The following is a 26,084-nucleotide window of genomic DNA, read 5'->3' on the forward strand; positions in this document are numbered from 1 at the left end:
GCCGCAGTTGCCTGGGCCGGCGTTGGGATTGAAAGATGGGGTTAACCGAATAGGTCTGGCTGCTGGTTCTTGAGAGCTTGCTGCGTGACCTCGTGCTCTATACGGGCGCGAGCGATGGTTAGATACTCTGGGTCCAGCTCACAGCCAATGAACCGAAAGCCTTCCCGAATCGCGGCTTTGCCTGTGCTTCCCGAGCCAGTGAAGGGGTCAAGCACTAGCCCCCCCGCCGGGGTTACAAGGCGACACAGGTAAGCCATCAGGTCGGTCGGTTTGACCGTGGGGTGGTGGTTGCCGTTGCGGGCCGACCAATCGGCGTCCTCGATGTTGCGCATGGTGGCGCTGGTCGCGACAGCAGGCGTGACGCCGCTGTGGAGGCCCTCGTTGCGATCCTTGCGGCTGGCCTTGGCGCAGTAAAAAAAGCGGGCGGCGCTTCCGCTGTCGCCATGGAAAGCGCCTTGAACACGCCCCATCATGCCGCTGTAAGCGACAGATCCGCTGAATCCGTTGGCGGTCGGTTCTGACCCCTTCACCGGGGCGCTTGCACCTGCTTCTGCTGGAAACATCGCGACAACCTCAGGGCTACCATCGTGCACCAGGTTCGCCGGCCACCGCCCAAGGGCCGAGGCCTCGGTGGTTTGGAGTACTCCGCCCGATCGACCGCCGACAAAGTTGCCGCCGCGCATATCTATAGTGGTCTCGCGGTCCCAGTGCTTGGCAAGCCGCTCAGCATCAACCGCCTCGACTCGACATGCATCGATGTTGATGGCCCCAGTGCCGTGCCGTTGGACGTTGTCCGCTACCGTCCCTGTCAGGGGCTTGCGCGCCATGCAAATTGGCTCATGTGCGGGTTTGAGTGCGGTGCCCCAGCCAGCGCGATCGCCTTTCAGGTTGTGCGACTTCGGGAAGCCGCTGCCGAACACCCACATGATCTGGTCGCGGATCTCGAATCCGGCCATTTCAATGCCGACTGCCATGTGGTGGTAGGTCCTTGCGGCCGCAAACGACAGTAGGTGGCCGCCTGGCTTGAGGACCCGCAGGCATTCGCTGGCCCATTCGAGTGTGAAGGCTTGGAAAGCGCGCATGCCCTTCGGGGTCAGGTCGTATTTTCCGGCTTCGGCTGCCACAGAGCGATGACCGCCGTTAGGGCCGCAGGCTTCTGCGTGGGAAGGCATGCCGGCTCGGTAAGCTGCGCGCTGCTCGATGTCGGCTCCGTCCCAGCTCTTGCCCATGAAACGGATTCCGTAGGGCGGGTCGGTCACAACGCTGTCGATTGAGTCATCTGGCAGCGTGCGTAGCACCTCAAGGCAGTCGCCCAGATGCAGGGTAAAAGACATAGGGGATCCTCCCGGCCTCGGCGTGCCGGGCTGGCATTTTGATGTTGGGTGAGGTACTAGAGGCGGCACTACAGTCGGCAAATGCTGCCAAGGAGGGTAGTTATGGAAGTTCTAACGCTCAGTTCTCAAGCGATTGGTGTCATCGCAGCGGCATTCATTGCAGGGCTGACATCGCTGATAGTCACTATTTTGGCGAAGGACCAGAAGGTGTCCGAGTTTCGACAAGCTTGGATCAATGATCTTAGGGACGATGCGGCAGAGTTGGTATCGCATCTGTCAATTACATCGCTGATTTTGAGATACCAAGACGGCCTGAGGATTCAAGGAAAAGACGTCCCTCAGATCAATGCTGGTGAGTACAAAGATTTTGTGACAGTACAGGCGTGCATCCTTCGAATTCGATTGCGACTGAACGAAAAGGATCACGCCGATTTGCTGAAGGCTCTCAAGAAGTTTGACTATGGCCCCGAAGGGACACTGCATCATCATGCGCAAACCCTGAATGCGTTTACGGATGAGGTTCGAAAAGTTATCAGTAATGAGTGGATCGCAGTTAAGAAGGGCGAACCATGGGTGCGAGCTATAAAGCTTTCAGCGACAGTAGTCGTTGGTGTGAGCGTGCTCGCACTTGCCTGGAAGCTTTCGGGAGGCTGATGCCTTCATCCTCTCGTCGCCGCTTCCAACTCCTGCAACGCGAAGTAGATCCGGGCACAGGCTTCAGTATCAGGCCGTGCCCGGTGACCACCCACCAGATCCTCGCCGTAGAAGTGGCGCAAAGCCTCGGCTACGGTGGGGATCTTGTACTGACCACGCCGGCCGGCGGCGATCATCTTCGCGGTTGGCGGGCATTTCACGATCTGGGTGCTGTTCTGGCAGGTGCAGTAACCAGGACCGGCCTTGAACTCGTCCGCCACTTCCAGGCCCCGGAAGCGCATCAACGCGATGCGCAGGATCCGGTCGTCGAAACTGATGTTGTGGGCAACACGCAGACCGGCCTGGCGCCAGACGCGCATGAACCCGTCGATGGCTTCGGCTTCCGGAATGCCTTGTTCCAAGGCCATTTCGGTGGTGATGCCGTGGATCGCTGCCACCTCGGCGGGGATCACCCAGCCGTCGGGGCGCACCAGCGCCTCGAAGCTTTCCACCAGGTCGCCCTGAGGGGTGTAGAGCTGGGCGCAGATATCCACGATGTGAGGCTGGCGCGGGTCATCGCTCGGGTTCCTGAACAGCGGCAGGCCAGAAGTTTCGGTGTCGAAGACGCAGATCAGGTCGGACATTGGTAGGTTTCCTTGGGGCGAAAGAAAGGCGCCCGTAGGCGCCTCGTTGGTTTTGCGGTGGGTGGTGTCAGCTGGCTTGCTGAAGCGGCGGCTCGCCCGCCAGGCCGTTCTCTACCCACACCGCCGTGAACTCCGGCGGCAGGGCGGCGGGCTTCTCTTTGAGCGACCCGCAGACAATCGCTGTCTCGATCTCTCCGGCCTTGGCCAGCACCTGCAGCATGCCCAGATGCTTGGCACGCACCGCTGGCAGCAGCACGTCGGCCCGGTCCAGCACCACCATGCGCAGGCCGGACAGCAGGGCGACGGTCAGCGCGATATGCGCGTCGCAGCGCCACTTTTCAGACTCCGATAGCAGCTGATACAGCCGGCCGCCAGCGGTGATCGCCATGTCGGCGCCGATCTCCATCGGCAGCCAGCCCGAAAGCTTGCACAGGCGTTTCAGCTGGTCGTTCACCGGTGCCAGGGCGCCGGCCAAGATCTCGCCGGGGATGCCGTCGGGGGCCAGGGCCTTCTCGATCAGCGTCCAGTCCTTCACGTCCTGGTGGTGGCCGGCGGCCTTGGTGGTGTTCGTGCCAGCGTTCTTGAGCTCGTCCTGGCGCTCCTTCATCGCGTTGATCTTTGCGCGGCGCTGGTCGTTCGCAACGCGGAATTCCTGGATCGTGCCGATGGAGGCGTCATATTTTTCCTGATCGAAGCCTTCGGCATCCTGCTGCTCGCCCAGCTTCGCCAAGTCGGCCTGCGCGTGCTCGGCGGCGGTAACCGCCGCAATGTCGTTGGTCAGGGTGCGCCGGTAGAGGTCGACCGCCTCGCGGGCTTTCTGGACCTCGGCGGCCAGCGTCTGTGTCGCGCTGGTGTCGGCCACGAGGCCGTCATATTTCTCCAGCTTGCTGCCTACGATTTTCAGTGAGGTACCGCACTCCGGGCAGTTGCAGCCGCCGGCACCGGCCTGGGCCTCGCGCAGACGAACCTGCAGGTCTTCCAGCTTCGGCTGCCAGCTGTCGAGGTCCTTCTGCGTGGCTTCACGCTTAGCAATCGCACGGGGCAGGAGACCGGCGGCGGCTTCGAGGTCAGCCTTGCGCTGGGCGAACCCGGCAGCGTGCCGGCGTTTCTCGTCCTGAGCGCCCACCCAGGCGGTGCCCTCGCTGATCAGCCTCTCGTACTGCGCGTGCTCGGCGATCACTGCGTCGATGGCCTCGGGCGAAACATCGACCTCGCTTTCCGGCACCTGGTAGGTCCAGCCCTCGGCCTTCTCGCTGCCGTAGGCCTCGCCGGTGATCGCTTTCCAGGCACCGCGCGACTCGCTTGCGTAGGTCTTGGCCTGCTCCTGGCCGGCAGCGAAGCCTGACAACAGCAGCGGCTTGATCTTCTCGACCTTGGCCGCGTCCGCGCCGCGGGCCGCCAGCTTCTCGACGATGATCGCCGGCTTGGCCGAGGCTTTGGTCAGCGACATCAGCAGGCTGCGTTTGGCCTTGTCGTCCAGCCGCGCGAACGCCTCGGGCGCCAGTACGAACGGTAGGAATTCCTGGCCATCAACCGGCGCGCGCTCGCCCTTGCCGGCGGGGAGGGTGATGCTGCTGGCCACGCCGTCGTGTCCGATGATGACCTGGCCTTTCTTCTGGCCTTCGGTGACCAGTTGCGCCCAGTCCTTTTTGTGTTGTACGCGGGCACCCTCGCCGAATGCCAGGGCGATGGCATCGCGCAAGCTGGACTTGCCGACGCCGTTGTGACCGCAGACAAGAGTGATCGGCGTAGCGAGCTGCAGGTCAGCGTGCCGCAGACCCTGGAAGTTCTCGATGTAGATCGATTCGATGCGCATGGCTTACTCCATGACGAGGTCGCCCAACTGAGCGGCGACGGTGTAGGTGTTGTCGATCGAGGCGGTGGCCTCGGTTTCCATGGCGATCACGCCGTCTTCGACCAGGCGCAGCAGCAGGGTCGTGGCCTGGTCTTCGCTGATGCCGATCCGGCGTTGCAGCCAGGCGTTGGTGACGCTGTTACCGTGCAGCACGACAATCTGCTGAGCTTCGCTGTAGGAGAGGTCGCCGAACTCTTTGCCGGTGCTGGCCGCGTGCTGACTGTGCAGCGCCTCTTGTCCGGCCAGGGCCTGCTCAGGCGCCTGCTTGAGGTCGGCTTGTTCCTGGCGCTCGGGCGCGGCCTGAGTGTCTGCCGGCGCGATAACTTCGCGGGCACCGTTCGAGTTCGGCGCTGTGACCAGGCCGGCCAGCTCCATTGCCTCGAGGATGCGTGCCGCACGGTTGTAGCCGATCTTGAGCTTGCGCTGGATGGCGCCGATCGAAGCGCGCCGAGTGTCGGTGATGAACGCCACGGCCTCGCTGTACAGCGGGTCTTCGCCATCGGTCAGCGTGTCGTCGAACCCTGCCAATTCATCGTCGTCCGAAGAACTGTCGCGCTCGCGATCCAGCCCCATGCCCGCCACGAGCTCCGAAGCGCTCAAAGGCAGCTCGTGCTGATCGCGCTCTGCTCGGATGCCGTCCACGCCCTCGGCGTAGTCGCTCGGCGCAACCACCAGCAGACAGAGTTTGCCGGCCACGTCGATCAGCTCATGACGATTCGGGTCTTGCGCGTCCACGGCGCCGGTGATGGTGATCACCTTAGGCTTGAACTTGGCATCGTTGACCGTCACCGGGATGGATTCGACGCTGCGGGTACTGATGATCCCGATTGCAGTCTGGACCACCTCGTGGGCCTTCTTGGTGATGCGATCAATCACCTCCTGCTGCTCGTCCTCGTTCAGGCGACCGAACGGGGCCTTGATGTTGCGCAGCTCGAACAGCGCCGCGTCGGTCAGGTCATGGACCATCAGCTGGTGGGCGAACACCATCGGGTGAACGCCATGCAGGCGTGCGCGCTCAACAGCTTGTTTGTGCTCAGCTTTCATGGGGGGGGCCTTCCTCAGATTTTTGCGATGCGCTCGAGCTTTTGCTGCTGAGCATTGGAAAGGTGGGTGCGAGGGCCGTAGCGCTTGAACGAGGCGCGCATATCGTCCACGAACTGAATCTCCCATTCGCCGCTGGCGTAGAGCTCAGCGGCGGCCAGGATCGCGGCGAACTCTTCGACTCGGTCGTAGAGCTCTTCCACTGTCTGGGCTGTCATGGGCGGTTACTCGAAGTTGAGGCCGGCGGTGTCCGGCTCTTCGTCGTCCTGCTGCTGGTCGGCCTGGACGGTTTCGGCCTTTTCCTTGACAGAACCGGCCGCTTTTTCACCATTTTCGGCCGCTGGGTTACCAGTTTTCGCCGTTTCTTTACCACTTCCGTTGGCCGGGGTTGCCACTTCGGCGTCCAGGATCTCGCCGGTGGCGGTGTCGACCTGGTCGCCGTCATCTGTCTCGACGATAGATGGCGGTTCCGGTTCGCGGTTGCGCAGGTCGTTCACGTCGACCGTGTACCCGCCAGCACCATCTGGCGTGGCGTCGATGTAGTCCTCGACCTCCTCGCGGGTTTGCAGGCCCATCAACAGCTCAGGCGCATACAGCCGGCCCAGCAGGCTCGCCGCGCGGTAGCGCAGCATGATCTCGGGCATGGTCAGCCACTTGCTGCCGTTCTTGGTCAGCCAGCCTTCGTCGATTGCCATCTGGATCGACACCAGCGGGCCGTCCAGGCGGTCGCCGGTTTCCTTTTCGATGACCCATGCCCGACAGGTCTGGTGCCGAATCTTGGCTTTCCGCTGCTCATCCACCTTCTGCCGGTTCTTCCAGACCGACACCTGATAGGTGATTTCCTCCTCCTTCCCCGGTTCGCTGATGTCGAAGCGCAGCGGGCTGAACCGGCCGCAGCTGTTGATCGAAGCGATGATGAACTGGCTGGACCAGGACGGCCGGCCCTCGATGACGTAGAGGTTCTGCATCACCATCAGCGGGTCGGCGCCCATGCGCTGGGCCATGTTCAGCGCCACGATGCAGTTCGGCAGGCCGGCGCCGTTGGGGTTGTGTCCGACCACTTGGCCGCGTTCCTTCACCTCGGTGAAAGCCCGGTACTGCACCGGGACCAGGGTAGAAGCGCTCAAGGCCTTGGCCACGCGCTGGATCTGGTCGAAGCCTGGGCCGGTGAGCAGCGACATTGGAGCGTCGCTGGCGCGCGCCACGGCACTGGTCTGCATCTGCTGGAGGGTGGTCTGGCTCATTTCTTCTCCTTGCGCTGATGCGCCAGGTATTCGGCTTCGGATACGACGGACACCAGGCGGCGGTCCGCGATGGGCTTCTCGGGGTTTTCGTGGAGCTTGCACTGGGCCGCGTAGAAGCGTTCGCCGTCCCAGACGCGGTGGTGGTTGATCACATCAGGGTGTTTGCCGGTCGCGTCGACCAGCTTGATGTAAATGTCTTTGGCAGCCATGAGGCCTCCTGGGGTCAGGTGTGGTAAGGGCAGGTCGACCAGCGCGGGCAGTACTTCGCGCTGCAGGTGAATGACTGGGGGTTGGGTGGGAACAGGCCGGTGCGCAGCATCTCGGCGCCGATCTGGATCAGGCCGGGAAACTCTTCGGTACCGACCATCATTTGCTTTGCGCCGCGGATCTCCCCGACACCGGCCTCAGGCGCGCCACGGGTTTTCAGCCCGATGATGTGTGCTTCGGCGGTGACCGGCTCGCCGGTGGTGTGCTCGTAGAGGATTTCGTACGTGCCGATCTGGGCAGCGTGCGAGCCGGTTTTCGCGACCCCCTTGCTGACTGCCGCGCCGCCGGTCTTGACGTCCGCGATGCCCACACCGTCGCCGCTCTTGCAGATCCTGGCGCGGTCGAGCTGCCCGGTCAGCCGCACGATCACGCCGTTGCCGCAGTCGATTTCCAGCGGCTTGGTGGTCAGCTCTATCGCCACGAAGTCGTAGCGCGGGCTGATCTCGTTGCAGTACATGGTGTGCAGCTTGAGGCCGGTGGCCTCGGCCTGGGCGAGGGTGATATCGGCGCCGCGCCAGTCGACGTCGAAGTCGGGGTTGCGCAGGGTGTGCACGAACAGCTCGGCAGTGTCGAAGGCGCTGAATCCGCTGCCGTTGATGCGGGAGGCGTCGAATGCGGCGGTGCTGGCGTGGATCGCGGTACCGAGCTGGGAGCGTGGACTACCGGGCGAGCGGTGCCCGAGGATGTGCACGAATTCCCACTGGTATGCGCAGTTGAAGAGCGAGCCCCAGGACGAGGCACGGATGGTGGTAACGCTCATTGGGGAGGTCCTACTGAGTGATCAGGCCGCCGATGGCGGGCCCGAGCAGGGTGATGGTGAGGAAGAGCACGCCGACGAGGGCGGAGGCGGTGCGGATTCGGCGGCGGCGCTGGGCCTGGGAGCGGGTCATGACCGGGCCTGCTGGATGCGTCTGCCCTCTATGAAAATTCGCCGTTTGATATTGCCGGCGGCGACCCGAAGCTTGGCCTTCTTGTCGAGCAGATCGACCAGCTCGCGCTGCTCTGCCGACAGGCCGTACTCGTCGTCCTGGTCGTCAGGATCGTATTGGCCGTGTACCAGCTCCATGGCGTACGCCCATCCGCGCCAGCGGTCGCCATGCTCCAGGTACTCATCGCGCAGGCCGTCGAGGTGGACGCCTTTGTCTTCTCGCTGCCAGTCGGTCAGCGCCTTGATTTTCTTGGTCACCGCCGAGATTTCTGCGCGGTTCTGAGCGTACTCAGCGACCAGCAGGTCGGCCTGGCTCAGTTTTGCCTTGTACATGGGCGAACCCTCACTGCGATGCGGCGCCCCTTCATCGTTGCGCCGAGCTGCTGTTTCAGATCGACCACCAGGGTTTCCCGAGGCTGGCCGATCACTTCGTGGAAGGGCACTCCGTGGCGAATGATCACCACGGCATCCAGGTCCTCAATCTGCTCGTCGACCAGCGACTTAACTGGCGGTGTGGTCATGGCGCACCTCATACAGAAGGCCCAGGGACTGTTGGTGGCGGGCGGATTTCTCTGCGCGCAGTGCGGTACGTCGGTCGAGCACGGCCTTGGCCGCCTGGGCTTCCAGCTGCTCAACCTGCAGCTCGTCGATGAAGCCGTGCCGGTAATTCGCCAGGATCATGCCGACCACCAGGTCGTCGCTGGGGAACTGCGACTCGGTGATGCGGCTGATCTCCTGCTCGATCATCTGGGTGGCGAGCTGGGCCTGGCTGCTCATACTGCGCACCGCAGGCGCTTCGCGCGGCTGTCGATCTCGAACCACAGAGCGGTTTCGATCTGCGCTGCGTACTGGGCCTGCAGCTGGCCGGTGTCCGGCGCCACACGCTTACCGCCGGCATCGTCGTACTCGATCGCCGAGACGACGCGGAAGTCGATTTCGCGCTCGCCCTGGGCGTCCCAGTCGCTGGACCAGCTGCCGGGCGCGGCAGGAATGTTGACGCAGTGCAGCACCTCAACGTCCATGGCAAAGCCATCGACGACGATGTCGTGAATCATGGTGTGTACTCCGTAAACCGCATTGGTCGGCCGTCCGGCCGGACAGGTGACCAAGCCCGTGCCGTGAAGCACCGACCGGGCGTCCGCCAATGCGGTTGAGGGTGGTGGGGGATTGATGCGGGCTGCATCGGGGTGTGATCTGGCCGGTGCTGATCCCCGGCTTTGGCGGTGTCGGTATTTGGCCGCCCAATTTGTTTCGTGACTAGCACGCGGGACGTTAGTCGCATCAGCCTGCGCATTCAGATCACACTCCGATCCAGCCTGGCGATGGGGAACCAGGTGAGGCGGGCCGTCTATTCCGTGCTGTCACGTCGGTTTCGGTGCTGGAGGGCAGCACCCAGGCCGCCACGCGCCGATGGGTCAACTGAAGTCAGGCTTCGGGCTCTGGATCGAGACCGCTGACGCGAAAGCCCAGGTGGCGCAGCGCCCAAACGGCTTTTGCGGTGTCGTCGTACGGGTCGCACGGACGCTCATTCCACTGCTGCTGGGTCAGGAAAACATGGGCCGCCTTCGTCATGTCGCCCAGGGTGTGGCCATTCACAGCGCTCAGCCGCACTGTGCCGTCGCTCATGGTGTTGGCTTCGGCCTTCACCAGCACGGGGCAGGCGTAGGCGTCGTGATTGCAGAGCAGGCCTACGGTCGAGTTGATGAACTCTGAAACAGTGGCTTTCTTGGCCATGGTGCAGTCCTCATAGGAGCCAGCTTTCGGCTGGCGGGGGTTAAATGGCTTCCCGTCTGGCCCTCGCGAGAAGGCCAGCCAGTGAAACCGGTGTTGCTGATCCAGGTGCCCATCGCTCACTGGGCATCGCGCTACCCCTCAATGGCATGCGCGCCGCTCGGTCCGCTGGATCCAGCTCACTGCGTATGGCAGCTGCTGCCTTCATGTGCCGCTGAAGGTGACGGTGGTTTCGGTTTTTAAAGAGCGTTGGCTTTCGCCGGGTTTCGCTGCGTGTCTCGCTGCGATGCATGAAAATTAGCACTGCTGTTATATGAGAGTCAACAGCACTGCTAATATAAAATTTGTTGGGCAAAAAAAAGCCCGCTCGGCGGCGGGCTAGGGTGGCGGCTATGTCACTCATCTCTGGGCACTGTCCAGGTCAGTTGCACAGCGCCGTCATCGCGGCGGGCCACTGTCACGTTCTCGTTCTCGGCGATCTCGTCGAGGATCCGCTCCCAGTCGGCCGGATCGTCGTTCGCCGACGGCTCGAGCACCACCGCCTTTGCGGCCTGGGCTCGTGGACTGTTGACCACGGCCTGGATTCTGAGGCCCAAGACTTCGTAGGACGAAAGCTGGCGGGTGGTGGGGGAGTTCGCGTGTGGCATCGGATGATCCTCCAAATACTGTTCATGCATACAGTATTTTTGGATCCGATGGATGGCAAGAGTCCGAAGGAAAAATCCTGCGCTACAGTGAGCACAGGCGTTTAACTGGAATTAGGAGTCGACGATGCAGAAGCCCGAAAGATCCAAGATCAATGGTTACTGGGTGACGGAGACAGCAGACGGGTGGGAGGTAGGTAATTCCGACAGGCGCCTGGCGGGGCCCTTCGAAAGCAAGCAAGAGGCTGTTGACGCAGCAACCAAGCTACCGTCAAAGGGGTGAGTCAGTAGCTCCGATATGGAAAGCCAGGCACAGCACCGGGCCTATTGAACAGACGGCAGTCCTATTCGACGTACAGGAAATACTCTGGTCGAGCGTTTCTCTCCCATTCTGTCATCGCACGCTCCACCAAGTCCCGCGAGGCTCGCGGGTGATAGATAGCTAATGGGGAGTAAAATAGAACGTTAATCCAGCTCGGCATATCGTCGCCGGCCCAGATTTCGAGCTGGTGGTAGGAAACGCTGTCGCCGGTCGACCCGCTGCACCCAAGCTCTGCGGAGACGTGCTCACGAAGCATGTGGGCGCCCGGACGAGAATAGAGGTCCACTACGACCGTGCCGTGATCTTTCAGCTGGTAGGCAATCTCAGTCGTCGAGAGATCGGAGTTGATCACCGCCACTTTCGTCGCCACGCATCCTCCTTGACGGTACATCGGAGCTTCAACAAGCGGGGACTATAGGTCGCCGCCACGCCAGATCACCTGACCGATAATCCTGTGCTCGTCTTCATCCCGCCGCAGAAGCGCCAGGTCCGGGTACGCATCCTTGTCCTCGTTGTCGCTGCGGATGATCCACGCCCCGGTAGGGCTATGCACCAGCCGCTTCACGATCACGCCTTCTGAATTGCCGAGCACGAACACTTGCTGGTGGGCCGGGTCGACCTTCGATTTGTCGACGAGCAGCACGTCGCCGGAGTTGATCGTTGGCCACATGCTCTCGCCGTCGGCGTAGATCACAACCAGGTGCTTCTCGCTGGCACCGCGGAAGCGCAACCACTCGCGCTTGAACGCGAGGGTCGAACGGCTCTCGATGTGAGCATTCTCGTAGCCCAGGCCCGCGGCTGCTTTTGCGGTCAGCTGTGGCACGAAGGCGTAGTGCTCGTCCAGATCGATGGCGGGTTCGCCGCCGGCGGGGAGCGGTGTGTTTGCTGCCGGGGTGTCGCTGCCTGGGATGGGGCCGGTCCCAACTGCAGCGTCCGCTGCGCGTGCGATACCCGCCGCGAGAGTCGGGCTCACCTCGGCAGGCTCGAAGTCCAGCGCCTTAGCCAGGCGCACCAAAGCATCAAGGTTCAGCGCCACTTTGCCGTTCACATACTGGCTGAACGCGCTCTGTGGCGATTTCCACTCGCACCGCTCGCCAACCTCGGTCTGGTTCAAGGTCGGCTTGTCGCCGCGAGCTTTCGATTCCTGGACGCGACGCTGGTAGATATCGCGAAGACGGTCCGCATCAGCGAGCTGCCAGTCGGCCAAAGGTGTTCGGACGGGTTTTTTCATGTGCGCGATTAAGTAGCAGCGCTGATATTTCCGCAAACAGCAGTGCTAATCCTTTTCTTGTTTCCCTTAAAACAGCAGTGCTAATATCCGCCGAAATCCACCGGAGTCCCGATGATGATCACGATCTCCCTCGAGGAGTACCTCGAAACCCGCGGCACCCAGAACGACCTGGCAAAGGCGTTGGGGATCGTTCAGAGCGCCGTATCACAGATGCGCCGCTCCAAGCGAAAAATCATGGTCACCCTGCATGACGACGGGAAGATCGAGGCCAACGAAATCCGGCCAATCCCTGCGCGCAAATCGGCGGCCTGAACGGCTGGCCCTTAAGCCAAGTTTCTCCGCGCAGCCAGCTCCTTGCCGCAGAAACACAATCGAGGTTTTACGAAAATGGATGACTTCCTCAGGGCCTGCCAGCAGGCAGTGCTCGAAAACGACGCGAAGCGCGTGGCCGCGCAACTGAGCCTGCCGCATGTCAGCCTGCTGCAGCGTGCGAACCCGGACAACGATGCCCATCGGCTGACGATCAACCACCTGTTCGGGCTGCTCCTGCACACCGGCGACATGCGCCCCCTGACGGCCCTGGCGGATGCTTTTGGCTTCGACCTGGTGAGCCGTGAGCGGCCCGCTGCTGTTCCGTTGCTCGAAGGCCTGCAGCGCCTGGGTCGGGAGTTCGCCGAGCTGACGACCGAAGTGCACACCGCCGCCGACGACGGCCGCGTCTGCAGCATGGACCGCAAGCGGATCCGGCGCGAGTTGGATCATGTGCGCCAGCAGCTCGACGTGCTCGCCGAGTCGGTCCGGAGCGCCTGATCGTGGCTGCCCTTCCGTACATCCAGCTATACGTCGCCGACTACCTGGCGGACACCATGCACCTCACCACCGAGGAGCACGGCGCTTACCTGCTGCTGATCTTCAACTACTGGCAGACGGGGAAGCCGATCCCGAAAAACCGGCTGGCGCGCATCGCACGAGTCAGCAACGACCGTTGGGTTTCCGTTGAAGCTTCGTTGAACGAGTTTTTCAACGATAACGGCGAAGAGTGGGTGCACAAGCGGATTGAGCGCGATCTCGACGCTGTTCATGCGACCCAGGCCCAGCGCATTGCCGCCGGGAAAGCCTCGGCAGAGGCCAAAAAGAACAGAAAGAGAACGGCACCGCAGCGGGAGGACAACGCCCGTTCAACGACCGTTGAAGGTTCGTTGCAACAAAACTCAACGAATAAAGATACAGATACAGATACAGAAGAACACACACACAACGCGTGCGCGCACGTGGAGCCGGCGCCCGATGACCAAGCCGCTCGGCCTCGCTTCGCGATGACCGATGCCTGGGAGCCTGACTCCAAGTCCTTCACGGCCGTGCTGAACCGCAACGGCATGGCCAACCAAACCTTTTCCGCCGACCAACTGCTGGAATTCCGCTCGTACTGGATCAGTCGCCCCGATGACTTGAAGACCCAGGCCCAGTGGGAGCACGCGCTCGCCCAGCGACTGAAATCCCAGCACGTCAAAAACCAAGCCCGAGGGCCAAGCCATGACTCCAGTGGACGAACTGCTCCAAGCCGCACGCGCAACGCTCATGACATCCTCACAGATCCCACCTGGTGACCTGCCAGAGAACGTCACGCCCCTCGACCAGCAGGCCCGCAAGGCAGTGCGGTTCGTGTTCGCGACGATGAAAATCGCGTATCCGGCCTGGTACGAGAAACACTACGGTGACCAGAAGGCTGAGCAGCTTGGCCGCCGCGTTTGGCTGACCTGCCTGAAGGATTTGAGCGAGGAGGCCGTAGAGCGTGGCCTGCACCGGATGGTCAAGGAGTGCAAATTCCCGCCGTCGCCGAGCGACTTCTTGGCGCTGTGCAAGCGCATCGACGACCTGCCCGCAGCTGGCGACGCCTGGATTGAGGCGCTGGAAGGGCGCTACACGCACCCGGCCGTCAAGGTCGCCGCCGAAGCCACCGGGACGTTCGATCTTCGAGCGGCAAAGCCGAACGACCAAGCGCTGCGCCAGCGCTTCGAGCGCAACTACGCAATCGTCCAGCGCCGTGCACAGAACGGCCAGGCGCTCGACGGCAAGATCCCCGCAGGCATCGAGCACGAAACAAAGTCCCCCATGCAGGTCCAGCTGGCCCGGTCCCACCAGGAAGCCCAGGACCTGATCACCGCCCAAGGCATCCCCACCGACGGCCAGTCGGCGCGTGCGTTGCTGCTGGCTCGCATGGGCATTCGGAGGCCCGCATGAGCTACCAGCCACAGACCAGGCCAAAGCATGGGTTCCAGCCCCTGGCCAGGCCGGCCATGTCCGTGATCTGCGATGTCTGCAACCGGCCCCGGACCAAGGGTAACCATCACGCCTGCTCGGAAGCCCGCAGGGCCGCCGGGTTCGTCTACGCAGGGGAACGGTCATGAGCGACTTCGCGCCCATCGAGTTCATCGTGCCAGGTGAGCCGCAAGGCAAGGGCAGGCCGCGCATCGGCCGCGTCGGAGCCCATGCACGGATGTTCACCCCGCAGAAGACCGTGGCCTACGAGGGGCTTGTGGCACTGGCAGCGCAGACCGCCATGCAGGGCCGTGAGCTGATCACCGGGCCGGTGCTGATCGAGCTAAGGATTCTCCACGGCATGCCGCAATCCATGTCGAAAAAGCGGAGGGCCATGGCTCTGGCCGGTGAGCTGGCGTGCACCAAGAAGCCCGACGCCGACAACGTGCTGAAAGCGGTCTGTGACGCCTGCAACGGTGTGGTGTGGAAAGACGACGTCCAGGCCACCGATGGCATCTTCCGGCGCCGCTGGAGCGAAACCCCGGGCGTCCACGTCCGGATTGTCCCGTTGAGGGGCATGCAGCAGTGAACTACGCAAATCTACGCCCGGAGGGCAAATCATGAGACTGGTCAGCGCGAGACAAGCCTGGCGGGATGCCCTGCACGAGAGCCGCGACTCTGTGCTGGCCGCTGCCGCCGAACGGGCGAAGGTTGGAAAACGTGGGTACGTGGCAGGCGAGACCATGCCGTCGATGCTGGACAGCAACGGGCGGTGTGCGCACATGCTGGCCGCCGGTTTGGTGCAGCAGGCGATCAGCACGCTCCCCAAGCCGTTGCAGCACTTCGGGCATACCCTGTACTCGCCGGTGGCTACCGGCCAGGACCTGAACATCGCGCATGCACTGGTCTGGTTCACCGCCGAGCTGCCGGTGCTCAGCGCCAAGCGCGAGGAGGTCGGCTACTGGATGGCCCTGGCTGCGATCAAGAGCCACCAGGCTGTGATCAGCGACCGGGAAGGCTGGGGGCCGGCGCGGGTGTGTGAGTTCGTGCGGGACTGGTACGGGGTCCGGATAAGCGTCGCCAACTGGGCTAGGGACTGGGCGGGGATCTGGGCTGCCATCCTGGTCGCGGTCGATCAGCTCGACGCGAAAGCGCTTCGCCCGGTGGCCCAGGTCGTGGCCCGCATGGATGGTCGTCGAACTGCGTGCCGGTGGGACGCTCACGACCGTGCACAGGTTGCCGACGCGCGTGCCGAGGCTTACTGGCAGCGCCGTGAGGCTGCCCGCCAGGCGCTTCGTGTACGCCTCGATGCGATGAGCACAGAGCGGCTGCGCCGATGGTTCGCCCGTATGATCGTGTACGCTGCGGCCTATCGTCGTGAGTGGGGCGAGGATGTGCTCGCAAAACCGTTTCGTCATGCCTGGCACCTGGATCGGGTCGCCGAATACTGGCACCACCGCCAGCGCCTCGGCGACGTAAAAAAATCAGCCGCTTGACGCTTTGATGAGGGTTTTGATACCTTTTCGCCACTGTCAGTTATTACGCCTAGAGCGGAAATAACCGCAAAAACCCGCCTCCGAGCGGGTTTTTTTGTGCCCAATGGATGGGCCAGCCCTTCGGATGAGGGTGGAACCTCACCTGTGCATGCTTTAGCATGCGGGTCCGCGTCGATCAGCCTCTGCAAAGGCGGCGCGGAAACGAACCCGGCTCACGAGCTGGGTTTTTTTATGCCCAGAGTTTCACGCGGGACCATAGCTAGGGTGGCCCTTCGGGGTAGGCCTGGACGCGGTATTGCCGGGATGTCACGCGCACTGAAAGAACTCCGGCAGCTGGTATGCAGCAAGCCCAAAACTCCCTGGTGCAGTGCCAGCGGGCGGCGTGGGAAGACACGCACACACTCCAGAGGCTCGCCATACGGCGGGCCTTTTTCATTTTCACCTCCCGAGAGGGAGAGCATTGGACGCCCGCTATGCCTGACAAACCAGACACCTGGGCTCGAATCTACCTGGCTCTCTCGGATCCGCTATGGCAGGGCGTAATCATGGCCGCAGTCATCTCGTTCTTGCGCGTGCTGTACGACGCGAGGGAAACCAAGCCCTGGCGGATCCTGCTCGAATCGCTGATCTGTGGCTGCCTGAGCCTGGTGGCGTCGACGATCATCGAGTGGCTGGCCTGGCCCGCAAGCCTGTCGGTCGCCGCCGGCGGTGCCATCGGCTTCCTCGGGGTAACCGCGATCCGCGAGCTGATGATGCGGATCATCAACCGCAAGGCGGATTCAGTATGAGCATCGAGCCGATAGCAACTGTCGCCCGGGCCAGCGGCGTGATGCGTGTCATCGCCGTAGCCGTGGTGATCGTTATCGTCATGGGCCTGCTCATCGCGCTACAGCAGGTCGAGGTTGTCCGGCTCCAGGGCGATCTGGCAATCGAGGCGAAGAGCAAGGCCGAAGCCGTGGCTGCCAACGCCGAGAGCCAGGCCACCATCACCACCCTCCGGGCCGAAGCCAAACGCAACGCCGACTACCAGGCAGACCTGGCGCGCCGGCTCAAGGCCAGCGAAACCAAGGCCCGCCAAGCGAGGAAGGACTTTGAAGAACTCAAGCGCAACAGCAAACCTGTTCGTGACTGGGCTGCTCAGCCTCTGCCTGATGGGCTGCGGGGCAAAGCCGGTGGTGGTCAAGACCAACACCGTACGAATTGAGCCGCCCGAGTTGGTGCCGTGTGAACGCATCAGCGACGAGGAGGCCGGCGCGCTGCAGAACAACGGCGATGCCTGGGAGCTGAAAGACCGGGCGATTAACCTGCTGGACACCTGCGCCGACCAGGTCGACGCGCAGATCAAGCGCAGCCAGAGCAAGTAGGTGTGCCCACTCACGCTTAACTTATGCTTTCGGCCCAGCATCCCTGCAGGTTTTCTCAAGCTCCTAACCTTCATCTTTGCCGATGGAGCGCTGCCGAGGGTTCCCAAGCAGATCCGCGACGGCCGAAGTCGGCCAAGGCTTCATAACGAAAATCACATCGGGACTCAGCTGAAATGCTGCTTGTAGAACCTCCGAGGTGGCAATCACCCGGATTTTCGGGTCGCGCTTCTCGATCATGAGCGCAAGCTCGAGGCCCGAGAATGAGCCAGGGGTTGAAAGCTCCACGATCAGGGTGTGTACGCCATCACCAACGTCGAGAATGTACTTCAAAGCCTCGTAGGGATCGCTGAATGGCTGCACCCACCAGCCCATGGCTGCAATAGCGCTAGTCAACTCTCCGAGGTGTGGTAGGTCGTTATCGACGATCACGACCTCTAGGCGGCGTTTGCCCTCTGGGCCTGGCACATAGTTGTCCATTTTGTGTGTTTCCGAAAAAAGCACGGGCGGCCTGATGCTCGATAGGCCTTATCAGCAAGCGCTGATCAATCGGGATGGAATCTGAGGGGGGCTTCGGTGTGACCTAGCGGTCCGAAGCGTGGGAGAGGGGGATTCTTGGCGGGTCCGCCGGTGGGAGCAATCTCCAATGAGTTTTCAATCTACCACTGTGCGCGAGTTGATGCCGATCTTTCACTTCTCTGGAGGTGCCACCCCTATCCAGCTAGGTCACTGCTTCAACAAACCGCTTAAGGAACTGCCATGGCGCTGACAACCAAACAGCGTCAGTTCGTCACCGAGTACCTGGTCGATCTGAACGCGACGCAGGCGGCCATCAGGGCCGGCTACTCAACCCGTAGGGCGAAGGATTACGCCTACCAGTTGATGCAGCGGGACGACGTGAAGGACGAGATCGAGGCGGCGATGGCCGAGCGCTCGAAGCGCACCGAGATCACCAAGGACATGGTGCTGGCGCGCTACTGGATGATAGCCACGGCCGACCCCAACGAACTGGCCGTACATCGCCGGGTCTGCTGCCGGCATTGTTTCGGCCGGGGTCACGCCTACCAGTGGGACGACGAGGCCGAGTTCGACGAAGCCACGGCCAGGGCGATGAAGACCAAAGGCGCCAGCCTGCCTACGGACGATGGCGGGTATGGGTTCGACAAGACGCTACGCCCACACCCAAAGTGCCCAAAGTGCAAGGGCGAGGGGCATGGCGACGTGTACTGGGGCGATACCCGCGATGCGAGCCCGGCAGCCAAGGCGCTGTACGCCAGGACCAAGAAGACCAAGGACGGCTTCGAGATCGTCACGCACGACCAGCTGGCTGCCCTCGGCATGGTCGCCCGGCACCTCGGCATGCTGGTGGACAAAGGCGGTGATCTGGATGAGGAGCTGAAGCGCCTCGAGATCGAGAAGCGCAAGGCCGAGATCAAGAAGCTCACCGAGGGTGATGGCGATGCCCTGATGCCTCAGCGCGTTGAGGTCGTGGTCAAGGATGCGAGGGTGCGCGATGCCGACGCTTAATGTGCCTCAGTCCCAGTTTCTGGAGCTTCCCCACAAGTTCAGGGCATTCGTGGCCGGGTTCGGCTCAGGCAAGACCTGGGTGGGCTGCTCGGCGTTGTGTCGGCACGTCTGGGAGTGGCCGCGCATTGACAGTGGCTACTTCGCTCCGACCTACCCGCAGATCCGGGACATTTTCTACCCCACTATCGAAGAGGTTGCGTTTGACTGGGGGCTGAAGGTCCGGACCAAGGAGAGCGACAAGGAAGTCGAGTTCTACAGCGGCGGCCGGTACCGTAGCACGACGATCTGCCGGTCAATGGAGAAGCCGCAGACCATCGTCGGCTTCAAGATCGGGCACGCCCTGGTCGATGAGCTCGATGTGTTACCTGCCATCAAGGCCCAGCAGGCATGGCGCAAGATCATTGCCCGGATGCGTTACAACGTCCCAGGCCTCAAGAACGGCGTGGATGTCACCACCACGCCAGAGGGATTCAAGTTCGTCTACCAGCAGTTCGTCAAACAGCTGCGCGAAAAACCGGAGCAGCAGAAGCGCTACGGGCTGATCCAGGCCAGCACCTACGACAACGAAGCGAACCTGCCGGACGACTATATCGACTCGCTGATGGGGGACTACCCGCCACAGCTGATCTCGGCATACCTCAACGGCCAGTTCGTGAACCTCACGTCAGGCACGATTTACACCGCCTACAACCGCAAGCTCAACGGCAGCCAAGAGGCCGTGCAGCCAGGCGAGCCCATTTTTGTGGGCATGGACTTCAACGTCGGGAAGATGAGCGCCATCGTGCACGTCAAGCGCCTGGGGCTGCCCCACGCGGTTGATGAGATCGTGAACGGTTACGACACGCCCGACATGATCAGGCAGCTCAAGGAGCGCTACTGGCTGTATGCCGATGGTGAGTACCGGAACACCCGGCAGATCCGCGTCTATCCGGACGCCTCGGGCGACTCCCGCAAGTCGGTCAACGCCAGCCAGACCGACCTGGCACTGCTGCGCCAGGCTGGATTCATTGTTTCGGCGCCCGCCGCCAACCCACCGGTGAAAGATCGGATCAACTCCATGAACGCAATGTTCTGCAACGCGAAGGGCGAGCGCCGGTACCGGGTGAACGCTGACAAGTGCCCGACTTATGCGGATGACTTGGAACAGCAGGTATGGGCCGCGAACGGCGAGCCGGACAAGAAACAGGGCAACGACCACCGGCCTGATGCCGGCGGCTACTTCATTCACAAAGAGTACGCGATCACCAAGTACTCGCTTTCAGGGGTCTCCTGATGGGTGTCATCAGCTATCTCAGCGACAAGCTGATCAACCTGGTCTCCGCGCTGGGCACGGAGCGGGACAAGGCGGCAGGGTCGCACTACACCTTGGTGCCCTTGACCGAGCACCAGGCCATCGCGATGTACCGTGGCTCTTGGCTCGCCCGGAAGATCATCGATATCCCGCCCAAGGACGCCACTAGACGCTGGCGTGGCTGGCAAGCAGATAGCGCGCAGATTGAGAAGATCGAGGCCGAGGAAAAGCGGCTGCAGGTCAGGCTCAAAATCAAGGAGGCGATGACCAAGGCCAGGCTGTTTGGTGGCGCTGCGATATTCATCGGGACCGGCGAACAGGACACAGCCCTGCAACTGGCGCCAGAGCGGCTTGGCGCTGGTGGTATCCGCTACCTGACGGTGATGACGCGGCGTCAGCTTTCACCCACCGAGATCGAGCGCGACCCCCAGTCGGATCGCTACGGCAAGCCCAAGGCCTACCGCCTGGCGGGTAGCGCGATCGACATTCACCCATCGCGCCTGGTGATCTTCGTCGGCGCCGAGCTGCCCGACGAGGACTTGCTGTCCGGGTACGAGCAAGGCTGGGGCGATTCAGTCCTCCAGTCGGTGCTGGAGTCGATCAAGCAGAGCGATGCCACCATGGCGAACGTTGCCAGCTTGGTGTTCGAGGCCAAGGTCGACATCATTCGGCTGCCCGAATTCATGAACAACCTGGCCAACGATCCGACCTACAAGGAGCGGGTGCTGGAGCGGACTCAGCTCGCCGCCACCGCCAAGGGCATCAACGGCACGCTGCTGCTGGACAAGGAAGAGGAATACGAAACGAAACAGGCCAGCTTCAGCACGCTGCCTGACGTCATGGACCGCTTCATGCAGCAGGTGTGTGGCGCCGCAGACATTCCGGCCACCAGGATGCTGAGTCAGTCGCCCGCCGGCATGAACTCCACGGGCGATTCGGACATGCGCAACTACTACGACCGCGTGCAGGCCAGCCAGGAGCTGGAAATCACTCCGGCCATGAGTGTTCTGGATGAGGCGCTGATCCGTTCCGCGCTGGGTACTCGCCCGCCGGAGATCCACTACGTCTGGAACCCGCTCTGGCAGGCCACGGCCAAGGAGAAGGCTGATATCGGCAAGACCACGGCCGACACCATCAAGGTGCTGGCCGACGCCAAGCTGTATCCCACCGACGCGCTCAGCAAGGCGTCAGCCAACCTGCTGGTCGAGCTGAGCGTCATGCCGGGCCTGGAAGCCGCGATCGACGACGTCGGCCCTGAGTACCCCGCAGCCGGACCTGACGATCTGCCGGACGACACCCCGTCCACCTGAGGTAACCCATGCATATCACTGATTCTGTCGTCCTCGGCGATCTTTCGCTGAGCGATTCCGGCTATCTGGAAACTTTCGCCCGCACGGCTCGCACCGGCATTCAGCAGTACCTGGGCCGGGAGGTGGGCAGGCCTGATCTGTCGGTCGTCAACGTCTACCGCGACCAGGCAGAGGTTTTTGCCAAGAGCGCCTTGGACACGTTCTCGAAGATCCCGATCACCAACGACCACCCAGCCCAGCCGGTAACAGCAGCCAACTGGAAGGCCGTGGCCGTGGGCACCACCGGCGACGAGGTACTGCGGGACGGCGAGTACCTGAAAATCGGGCTCAAGATCACCGATGGCGCCGCAGTTCAGGACGTGCACAGCGGGAAGCGCGAGCTCAGCGTTGGCTACAGCTGCCAGCTGGTCTGGGAAGACGGCGAATTGCCCGATGGGACCAAGTACCAGGCTCGCCAGACCAACATCGTCGCCAATCACATCGCCATCGTGGCCAAGGGGCGCGCTGGCAGCAGGGCCTGCATCGGCGATGCCTGGCCCACCGATTCACAACCACCCCCGCAGAAGGAAAAACCCATGACCCTGAAGACGGTTACCGTCGACGGCATCCCGGTTGAAGTGACCGACCAGGGCGCCATCGTCATCGCCACCTTGCAGCAGCGCCTGGCCGACTCGGCCAAGGCCCTGACCACTGCCAACGACGCTCATGCCACGGCCCTGAAAACCAAGGACACCGAGTTGGCGCAGAAAGACGCCGAGATCGACGCCCTCAAGGCCAAACAGATGACCGACGCGCAGCTCGACGAGCGCGTGAAAGCCCGTGGTGACCTGATCGCCAAGGCCAAGTCCATCGCCGACGGCGACTACACCGGCAAGACCGATGCCGAAATCCGCAAGGCGGTGGTGGTTGCCAAGCTGGGTGATTCGGTGATCGCCGGCAAGTCCGAGGCATATGTCGATGCCCGCTTCGACATGCTGGCCGAAGACGCGGCGAAGGATCCGGTCCGCCAGCACCTGCAGAGCCGCGACAGCCTTCCCAGCAACGTGAACGACAACGGTCAGAGCGCTTATGAGCAGCGCCTGGCCAATGCCTGGAAAGGGGAGAACAAGTAATGTCCGTTCAAGACACCTACAGCGAGAACATGCGGGCTGGCGTCCCCGGCCAGATCGTCGACACCATTCCGAAAACCATGCTGTCCCGCACCGTCGAGGCGGCTGGTGGCATCGGTCTGGGCGTGCCTGCCGCGCGCGGCGCCCTGGACAAGAGCTGCCGGCCGTTCGCCGCTGGCGACACCGCCGCCCGCTTCATCGGTATCACCGTGCGCGAGCGATCCCTGCAGGCCGAGGCCAGCACCTTCAAGCAGTACGACTCGGTGCGCGTGATGACCAAGGGCACGATCTGGGTCAGTGCTTCCGTGCAGGTGGCCGCCGGTGACCCGGTGTACATCGTCCCGGCCAGCGGCCTGTTCACCAACGCATCCGCTGGCAACGTGCAGGTACCGAACGCAGTGTTCGACACCAGTACCACCGCCGCTAACCAAGTCGCGCAAGTCCGCCTGGGCTGATAGGAGAAAACATGTCGCGCCAAATTCAGCTGATCGACGCACAGGTGGCCATGGGCTTCGTGCTGTCGCAGACCTCGCACATCGAGCGCCAGGTCAACGAAACCGTTTACCCGGATATCCAGTACCCGACCCTGGTACCGGTGGACACCTCGGCCCACCCTTGGGCCAAAACCATCACCTACTACAGCTCGGACAAGTTCGGTAAGGCCGACTGGATCAACGGCAACGCCGACGATATCCCGATTGCCGGTACCGAGCTGGCCAAGCACGAAACCGCCGTGCACATGGCGGGTATCGGCTACGGCTACGGCCTGGAAGAGATCAGCCAGGCGCAGATGCTGGGGCTGCCGCTCGAAGCCAACGATGCAGCCGCAGCTCGCCGTGCCTACGAGGAAATGGTCGACCGTGTTGCCCTGTACGGCGATGCGCGCAAAGGCTTTGTCGGTCTGATCAACGCGCCGACCGTGACGGCGGCCGAGGCCACCACCGGCGACTGGGACACCGCAACGCCTGGCCAGATCCTGGGTGACGCCAACAATGCGCTGTCGGGCCAGTACGCCGGCACGCTGTACACCGGCTTGGCCGATACCCTGTTGCTGCCGTACAGCCGCTTCCTGCACATCGCGACCACACCGCTGAACGAAAACGGCACCGACACCATCCTGTCGTGGCTGCAGACCAAGAACGTGTACACCGCGCAGACCGGCCGCCCGCTGGTTATCCGCGCCCTGCGCGGCCTGGATACTGCCGGCGCCGGCGGCACCAAGCGCATGGTCGCTTACCGCCGTGATCCGAACGTGGTGAAGCTGCACATCCCAATGCCACACCGTTTCCTGCCGGTGTTCCAGGCCAGCCCGCTGCGCTGGGAAGTCCCTGGGATTTTCCGCCTGGGCGGCGTCGACGTGCGCCGTCCCAAGGAAATGTCCTACACCGACGGCCTGTAAGGAGGGCGTATGGCAAAGGTAACCAACCACGGCAAAGTAACCCCGATTGGTCTGCCCGGCGGCGTAGTGATTGCCCCCGGCGAGACGGTGAACTATCCGGGATGGGCCAAGATCAAGGACCGCCAGTCCATCGCCCATTACCTGGAGACTGGTGTGCTGCACGCCAGCGATGAGCAGCCAGAGCCTGGCCAGGGTCCAGATGAGGCCCTGCGCAAGCAGGCCCTGCTGGAGCAGCTGAAGGCACTGGGCATCAACGCCAACGGCAACAGCAAAGCCGACACGCTCCAGGCCAAGCTCGACGAGGCCCTGGCGGACAAGGCCAAAGCTGAGCAGGAGCGCCAGGACCTGGAACAGGCGTTGAACGCCAAGACCATCGCGTTCGAACCTTCCCAGACCAACGATGAGCTGCGGGCCCTGCTGGCCGCCGCCGAGTAACACCCGGGCGCTCTGGCGCCCACCTATTTGAGAGCATTCCCATGCCTGACGACTTCTACGGAACATTGGCCGGGGCCGATGCGTATCACGCTGCGCGCGGGAATGCTGCCTGGGCGGCCAGTGATGAGGCTGCCAAGACCGGCGCCCTGATTCGCGCCTCGGCCTACATCGACGGTCTGGTCGGCCAGCCGGTACCGAACATGGCCGGCCGCATTTTCGTCTTCACCGGCAAGAAGGTCGGGGGTTACGGCCAGTTCCTGCAATGGCCACGCGCCGGCGCGCGCGATCGCTACGGCGAAGAGATCCCTGATGACCTGGTGCCGCTGCCCATTGAGTACGCAGCCTACGAGGGCGCGATTCGCGAGCTGGCCGAGCCCAACAGCCTGAATCCTGACTTCGTGGCCAGCCAGGTCGTACAGCGTGAGAAAGTCGGCCCCATCGAAACCGAGTACGCGGTGGCCAAGAACGGCAACCCCACCAACCAGCCGGTGATCGGCGCCATCAACTCGCTGATGTTTCCGTTTCTGGTGCCAAACCCAGTCGGGGTGGGGGTCATCGTCGTATGAGGCCTGAGGATATCGTCCGCGAGGTCGAGGCCCTGGAGCCAGGCATGCAGAAGGCGTACATGGACGCTGTGCGCGCTACCGTGGACTCGGTGACCCTGGCCCAGGTCGAGCGCCTGCTCGAGCAGGATGATGAAGACGGCCTGGTCGATCTTCTGACCCTGGGCGCCATGGCGGTACTGGTCGAGGCCGTGCGCTCGGCTTACCTGGCCGGCGGCCGCAAAGAGCTGCTGGTGATCGTCATCCCCGCGCGCGAGCGTGCAGAGCTGGGGCGCGTTGAGTTCGATGTGACCAAGCCGCAGGCAACGGCCTGGGTCGATCAGCAGGTGCAGACGATCCGCAGCAGCGCCGCAGCGGGTGTCCGCGATGCTATCCGCGAGGTCATGAGTAGCCGGCGAGTGATCGGCGGGCTGGCACCGGCAGGTAGCGCCGCGTCTTCGTCCCAGGCAGTGCCAGCCCCTCGAACTATTCGGCAGGCCGCGCAGGATCTGCTGGGCCAGCGCGACCCACAGACCGGCCAGCGCACCGGCGGTCTGCTGGGCCTGCCGGGCAACATGGTCACCTATATCCGCAACGCGCGGGCGCAGCTCGAAAGCGGTGACCCTGCCGAGCTGAAGAAGTACCTCAAGCGGATTAAGCGAGACCGGCGCTACGACCGGATGGTTGAGAAAGCCATCACGGACGGCAAGCCGCTGACGCAGGCCCAGATCGCCAAGGCAACGAACCGCTACGCCAACCGCCTGCTGAACCACCACGCGACGACCCTGGCGGAGATGCTGGCCCACGAGGCCTACAGCGCCGGGCGCGAGCGTGCTTGGGAACAAATGGTAGAGCAGGGCCTGGACCGGGACAGGGTCGAAAAGGAATGGCGGACGCGCCGCGACGAGAAGGTCCGTGAATCCCATGTGGTGATGAACGGGCAGCGGGTGAAGCTGGGCGGGGCATTCTCCGGCGGCGGTTCGTTGCTGCGCTTCCCTGGCGACACCTCGCTGGGCGCCGGCTACGACATGGTGGCCGGCTGCCGCTGCATCTGCATCTACCACCTGCTGCCCAAGCCCAGGAGCTGATATGGCGGACATTCATGATCGAGGCCGGGCGCTGGCCATCCGTATGCTGGCGCCGCGTAGCAAAGGTGGGAAGGGTGCGGCCCTGGTGCTGACCCGAGTGACCAAGGGCACCCGCGACCCGGACACCGGCCAGACGGTGGGCGGCACGCAGACCTTTACCGGCTCGGGCCTGCGCGAGTCGCTCGCTCTGGAAGACGTCGACGGCACAGCTATCAAGGCCAGCGATGTGAAGCTGCTGGTGTCACCGGTCCAGGCCGATGGCACCGATATGCCGCAGCCCACCACCGCCGACAAGATCACGTTCGACGGCACGGCCTACACCATCGTGCGGGTCGACCCATGGAACTACGCCGGCGTGACGGTCGGCTTTGAAGTACAGGCGAGGGCGTGATG

Annotated in this window: 37 protein-coding genes and 1 pseudogene; 21 read left to right on the top strand and 17 right to left on the bottom strand. The window is 62.9% G+C overall.

The window, feature by feature from the left end; all coding sequences use genetic code 11:
• Positions 1-41: 41 nt before the first annotated feature.
• Complete coding sequence (locus RRX38_RS02655) at positions 42-1,334, bottom strand: DNA-methyltransferase (protein ID WP_315961397.1); 1,293 nt, start codon at positions 1,332-1,334, stop codon at positions 42-44.
• Positions 1,335-1,436: 102 nt separating this feature from the next.
• On the opposite strand from RRX38_RS02655, the gene RRX38_RS02660 reads away from it, so the two are divergent.
• Positions 1,437-1,988 (top strand): hypothetical protein, encoded by a 552-nt coding sequence (locus RRX38_RS02660; RefSeq protein WP_315961398.1) that lies wholly within the window; start codon positions 1,437-1,439, stop codon positions 1,986-1,988.
• Between the two features lie 5 nt (positions 1,989-1,993).
• On the opposite strand, the gene RRX38_RS02665 is transcribed toward RRX38_RS02660, so the two are convergent.
• From RRX38_RS02665 to RRX38_RS02725, 13 genes and pseudogenes are all read right to left on the bottom strand, one after another.
• Positions 1,994-2,611 carry a 3'-5' exonuclease gene (locus RRX38_RS02665; protein WP_315961399.1) on the bottom strand — a complete coding sequence of 206 codons (618 nt, stop codon included), beginning with the start codon at positions 2,609-2,611 and terminating at the stop codon, positions 1,994-1,996.
• 67 nt (positions 2,612-2,678) lie between these two features.
• The gene (locus RRX38_RS02670; RefSeq protein ID WP_315961400.1) at positions 2,679-4,427 is read right to left on the bottom strand and encodes an AAA family ATPase; all 1,749 of its coding nucleotides are present in this window, start codon (positions 4,425-4,427) and stop codon (positions 2,679-2,681) included.
• Between the two features lie 348 nt (positions 4,428-4,775).
• Positions 4,776-4,961 (bottom strand): annotated as a pseudogene (locus RRX38_RS02675) (DNA translocase FtsK); the annotation flags it as partial.
• Positions 4,962-5,524: 563 nt separating this feature from the next.
• Positions 5,525-5,725: a hypothetical protein gene (locus tag RRX38_RS02680; protein ID WP_315961401.1), complete on the bottom strand. Its 201-nt coding sequence runs from the start codon at positions 5,723-5,725 to the stop codon at positions 5,525-5,527.
• 6 nt (positions 5,726-5,731) lie between these two features.
• On the bottom strand, positions 5,732-6,751 hold the full coding sequence (locus tag RRX38_RS02685; RefSeq protein WP_315961402.1) for a hypothetical protein: 1,020 nt from the start codon (positions 6,749-6,751) through the stop codon (positions 5,732-5,734).
• Positions 6,748-6,960 (bottom strand): hypothetical protein, encoded by a 213-nt coding sequence (locus RRX38_RS02690; protein ID WP_315961403.1) that lies wholly within the window; start codon positions 6,958-6,960, stop codon positions 6,748-6,750. Before RRX38_RS02690 ends, RRX38_RS02685 begins: the two co-directional genes overlap by 4 nt.
• Before the next feature lie 14 nt (positions 6,961-6,974).
• Positions 6,975-7,778 carry a RecB family exonuclease gene (locus tag RRX38_RS02695; protein WP_315961404.1) on the bottom strand — a complete coding sequence of 268 codons (804 nt, stop codon included), beginning with the start codon at positions 7,776-7,778 and terminating at the stop codon, positions 6,975-6,977.
• A gap of 126 nt (positions 7,779-7,904) precedes the next feature.
• The gene (locus RRX38_RS02700; RefSeq protein WP_315961405.1) at positions 7,905-8,279 is read right to left on the bottom strand and encodes a hypothetical protein; all 375 of its coding nucleotides are present in this window, start codon (positions 8,277-8,279) and stop codon (positions 7,905-7,907) included.
• The gene (locus RRX38_RS02705) at positions 8,261-8,467 is read right to left on the bottom strand and encodes a hypothetical protein (RefSeq protein WP_315961406.1); all 207 of its coding nucleotides are present in this window, start codon (positions 8,465-8,467) and stop codon (positions 8,261-8,263) included. Before RRX38_RS02705 ends, RRX38_RS02700 begins: the two co-directional genes overlap by 19 nt.
• Entirely contained in the window at positions 8,448-8,723 is a 276-nt protein-coding gene (locus tag RRX38_RS02710; RefSeq protein WP_315961407.1) for a hypothetical protein, read from the bottom strand. The genes RRX38_RS02705 and RRX38_RS02710 overlap by 20 nt, the downstream gene beginning before the upstream one ends.
• Positions 8,720-9,001 carry a hypothetical protein gene (locus RRX38_RS02715; protein WP_315961408.1) on the bottom strand — a complete coding sequence of 94 codons (282 nt, stop codon included), beginning with the start codon at positions 8,999-9,001 and terminating at the stop codon, positions 8,720-8,722. Before RRX38_RS02715 ends, RRX38_RS02710 begins: the two co-directional genes overlap by 4 nt.
• A 370-nt stretch (positions 9,002-9,371) precedes the next feature.
• Positions 9,372-9,680 (bottom strand): hypothetical protein, encoded by a 309-nt coding sequence (locus RRX38_RS02720; protein WP_315961409.1) that lies wholly within the window; start codon positions 9,678-9,680, stop codon positions 9,372-9,374.
• Positions 9,681-10,072: 392 nt separating this feature from the next.
• Positions 10,073-10,324 (bottom strand): DUF1654 domain-containing protein, encoded by a 252-nt coding sequence (locus tag RRX38_RS02725; RefSeq protein WP_315961410.1) that lies wholly within the window; start codon positions 10,322-10,324, stop codon positions 10,073-10,075.
• 124 nt (positions 10,325-10,448) lie between these two features.
• On the opposite strand from RRX38_RS02725, the gene RRX38_RS24940 reads away from it, so the two are divergent.
• Complete coding sequence (locus RRX38_RS24940; protein WP_410524862.1) at positions 10,449-10,604, top strand: DUF2188 domain-containing protein; 156 nt, start codon at positions 10,449-10,451, stop codon at positions 10,602-10,604.
• A gap of 61 nt (positions 10,605-10,665) precedes the next feature.
• Here RRX38_RS24940 and RRX38_RS02730 read toward each other — a convergent pair whose 3' ends face one another.
• Both RRX38_RS02730 and RRX38_RS02735 read right to left on the bottom strand, forming a co-directional pair.
• Positions 10,666-11,013, bottom strand: a complete 348-nt coding sequence (locus RRX38_RS02730) for a hypothetical protein (protein ID WP_315961411.1) — start codon at positions 11,011-11,013, stop codon at positions 10,666-10,668.
• A gap of 42 nt (positions 11,014-11,055) precedes the next feature.
• On the bottom strand, positions 11,056-11,874 hold the full coding sequence (locus tag RRX38_RS02735) for a LexA family transcriptional regulator (protein ID WP_315961412.1): 819 nt from the start codon (positions 11,872-11,874) through the stop codon (positions 11,056-11,058).
• A 111-nt stretch (positions 11,875-11,985) separates the two neighbouring features.
• Between RRX38_RS02735 and RRX38_RS02740 the strand changes: the two genes are divergently transcribed.
• From RRX38_RS02740 to RRX38_RS02780, 9 genes are all read left to right on the top strand, one after another.
• Positions 11,986-12,186 (top strand): Cro/CI family transcriptional regulator, encoded by a 201-nt coding sequence (locus RRX38_RS02740; protein ID WP_410524863.1) that lies wholly within the window; start codon positions 11,986-11,988, stop codon positions 12,184-12,186.
• Positions 12,187-12,261: 75 nt separating this feature from the next.
• Positions 12,262-12,684, top strand: a complete 423-nt coding sequence (locus tag RRX38_RS02745) for a phage regulatory CII family protein (RefSeq protein ID WP_315961413.1) — start codon at positions 12,262-12,264, stop codon at positions 12,682-12,684.
• Between the two features lie 2 nt (positions 12,685-12,686).
• A complete protein-coding gene (locus tag RRX38_RS02750) occupies positions 12,687-13,481 on the top strand; it encodes a DUF1376 domain-containing protein (protein WP_315961414.1) in 795 nt (264 codons plus the stop codon).
• The gene (locus tag RRX38_RS02755) at positions 13,453-14,115 is read left to right on the top strand and encodes a hypothetical protein (protein WP_315961415.1); all 663 of its coding nucleotides are present in this window, start codon (positions 13,453-13,455) and stop codon (positions 14,113-14,115) included. Before RRX38_RS02750 ends, RRX38_RS02755 begins: the two co-directional genes overlap by 29 nt.
• 163 nt (positions 14,116-14,278) lie before the next feature.
• Positions 14,279-14,722: a RusA family crossover junction endodeoxyribonuclease gene (locus tag RRX38_RS02760; protein ID WP_315961416.1), complete on the top strand. Its 444-nt coding sequence runs from the start codon at positions 14,279-14,281 to the stop codon at positions 14,720-14,722.
• A 31-nt stretch (positions 14,723-14,753) separates the two neighbouring features.
• Positions 14,754-15,629: a hypothetical protein gene (locus RRX38_RS02765; protein ID WP_315961417.1), complete on the top strand. Its 876-nt coding sequence runs from the start codon at positions 14,754-14,756 to the stop codon at positions 15,627-15,629.
• A 473-nt stretch (positions 15,630-16,102) separates the two neighbouring features.
• Entirely contained in the window at positions 16,103-16,417 is a 315-nt protein-coding gene (locus tag RRX38_RS02770) for a phage holin, lambda family (protein ID WP_315961418.1), read from the top strand.
• A gap of 41 nt (positions 16,418-16,458) precedes the next feature.
• Entirely contained in the window at positions 16,459-16,833 is a 375-nt protein-coding gene (locus RRX38_RS02775) for a hypothetical protein (protein ID WP_315962623.1), read from the top strand.
• Positions 16,781-16,993, top strand: a complete 213-nt coding sequence (locus RRX38_RS02780) for a hypothetical protein (protein WP_315961419.1) — start codon at positions 16,781-16,783, stop codon at positions 16,991-16,993. The genes RRX38_RS02775 and RRX38_RS02780 overlap by 53 nt, the downstream gene beginning before the upstream one ends.
• A 63-nt stretch (positions 16,994-17,056) precedes the next feature.
• Here the strand turns inward: RRX38_RS02780 and RRX38_RS02785 are convergent, their stop codons facing one another.
• On the bottom strand, positions 17,057-17,470 hold the full coding sequence (locus tag RRX38_RS02785; RefSeq protein WP_315961420.1) for a hypothetical protein: 414 nt from the start codon (positions 17,468-17,470) through the stop codon (positions 17,057-17,059).
• Positions 17,471-17,749: 279 nt separating this feature from the next.
• Between RRX38_RS02785 and RRX38_RS02790 the strand changes: the two genes are divergently transcribed.
• Genes RRX38_RS02790 through RRX38_RS02835 form a run of 10 tightly spaced genes read left to right on the top strand, consistent with a single transcriptional unit; the run spans position 17,750 to position 26,082 of the window.
• On the top strand, positions 17,750-18,517 hold the full coding sequence (locus RRX38_RS02790; RefSeq protein ID WP_315961421.1) for a terminase small subunit: 768 nt from the start codon (positions 17,750-17,752) through the stop codon (positions 18,515-18,517).
• Entirely contained in the window at positions 18,504-19,790 is a 1,287-nt protein-coding gene (locus RRX38_RS02795; RefSeq protein WP_315961422.1) for a terminase large subunit domain-containing protein, read from the top strand. Before RRX38_RS02790 ends, RRX38_RS02795 begins: the two co-directional genes overlap by 14 nt.
• Positions 19,790-21,118 carry a DUF1073 domain-containing protein gene (locus tag RRX38_RS02800; RefSeq protein WP_315961423.1) on the top strand — a complete coding sequence of 443 codons (1,329 nt, stop codon included), beginning with the start codon at positions 19,790-19,792 and terminating at the stop codon, positions 21,116-21,118. The genes RRX38_RS02795 and RRX38_RS02800 overlap by 1 nt, the downstream gene beginning before the upstream one ends.
• Positions 21,119-21,126: 8 nt before the next feature.
• Entirely contained in the window at positions 21,127-22,230 is a 1,104-nt protein-coding gene (locus RRX38_RS02805; RefSeq protein WP_315961424.1) for a DUF2213 domain-containing protein, read from the top strand.
• The gene (locus tag RRX38_RS02810; protein WP_315961425.1) at positions 22,230-22,682 is read left to right on the top strand and encodes a hypothetical protein; all 453 of its coding nucleotides are present in this window, start codon (positions 22,230-22,232) and stop codon (positions 22,680-22,682) included. The genes RRX38_RS02805 and RRX38_RS02810 overlap by 1 nt, the downstream gene beginning before the upstream one ends.
• 11 nt (positions 22,683-22,693) lie before the next feature.
• The gene (locus RRX38_RS02815; RefSeq protein WP_315961426.1) at positions 22,694-23,626 is read left to right on the top strand and encodes a DUF2184 domain-containing protein; all 933 of its coding nucleotides are present in this window, start codon (positions 22,694-22,696) and stop codon (positions 23,624-23,626) included.
• 9 nt (positions 23,627-23,635) lie between these two features.
• Positions 23,636-24,061: a hypothetical protein gene (locus tag RRX38_RS02820; RefSeq protein WP_315961427.1), complete on the top strand. Its 426-nt coding sequence runs from the start codon at positions 23,636-23,638 to the stop codon at positions 24,059-24,061.
• A gap of 41 nt (positions 24,062-24,102) precedes the next feature.
• Positions 24,103-24,627 carry a DnaT-like ssDNA-binding protein gene (locus RRX38_RS02825; RefSeq protein WP_315961428.1) on the top strand — a complete coding sequence of 175 codons (525 nt, stop codon included), beginning with the start codon at positions 24,103-24,105 and terminating at the stop codon, positions 24,625-24,627.
• Positions 24,624-25,691 (top strand): hypothetical protein, encoded by a 1,068-nt coding sequence (locus RRX38_RS02830; protein ID WP_315961429.1) that lies wholly within the window; start codon positions 24,624-24,626, stop codon positions 25,689-25,691. The genes RRX38_RS02825 and RRX38_RS02830 overlap by 4 nt, the downstream gene beginning before the upstream one ends.
• 1 nt (position 25,692) lies before the next feature.
• Positions 25,693-26,082, top strand: a complete 390-nt coding sequence (locus tag RRX38_RS02835; protein WP_315961430.1) for a hypothetical protein — start codon at positions 25,693-25,695, stop codon at positions 26,080-26,082.
• Positions 26,083-26,084 lie beyond the last annotated feature (2 nt).

This window comes from Pseudomonas sp. DTU_2021_1001937_2_SI_NGA_ILE_001 (assembly GCF_032463525.1).
GTDB lineage: Bacteria > Pseudomonadota > Gammaproteobacteria > Pseudomonadales > Pseudomonadaceae > Aquipseudomonas.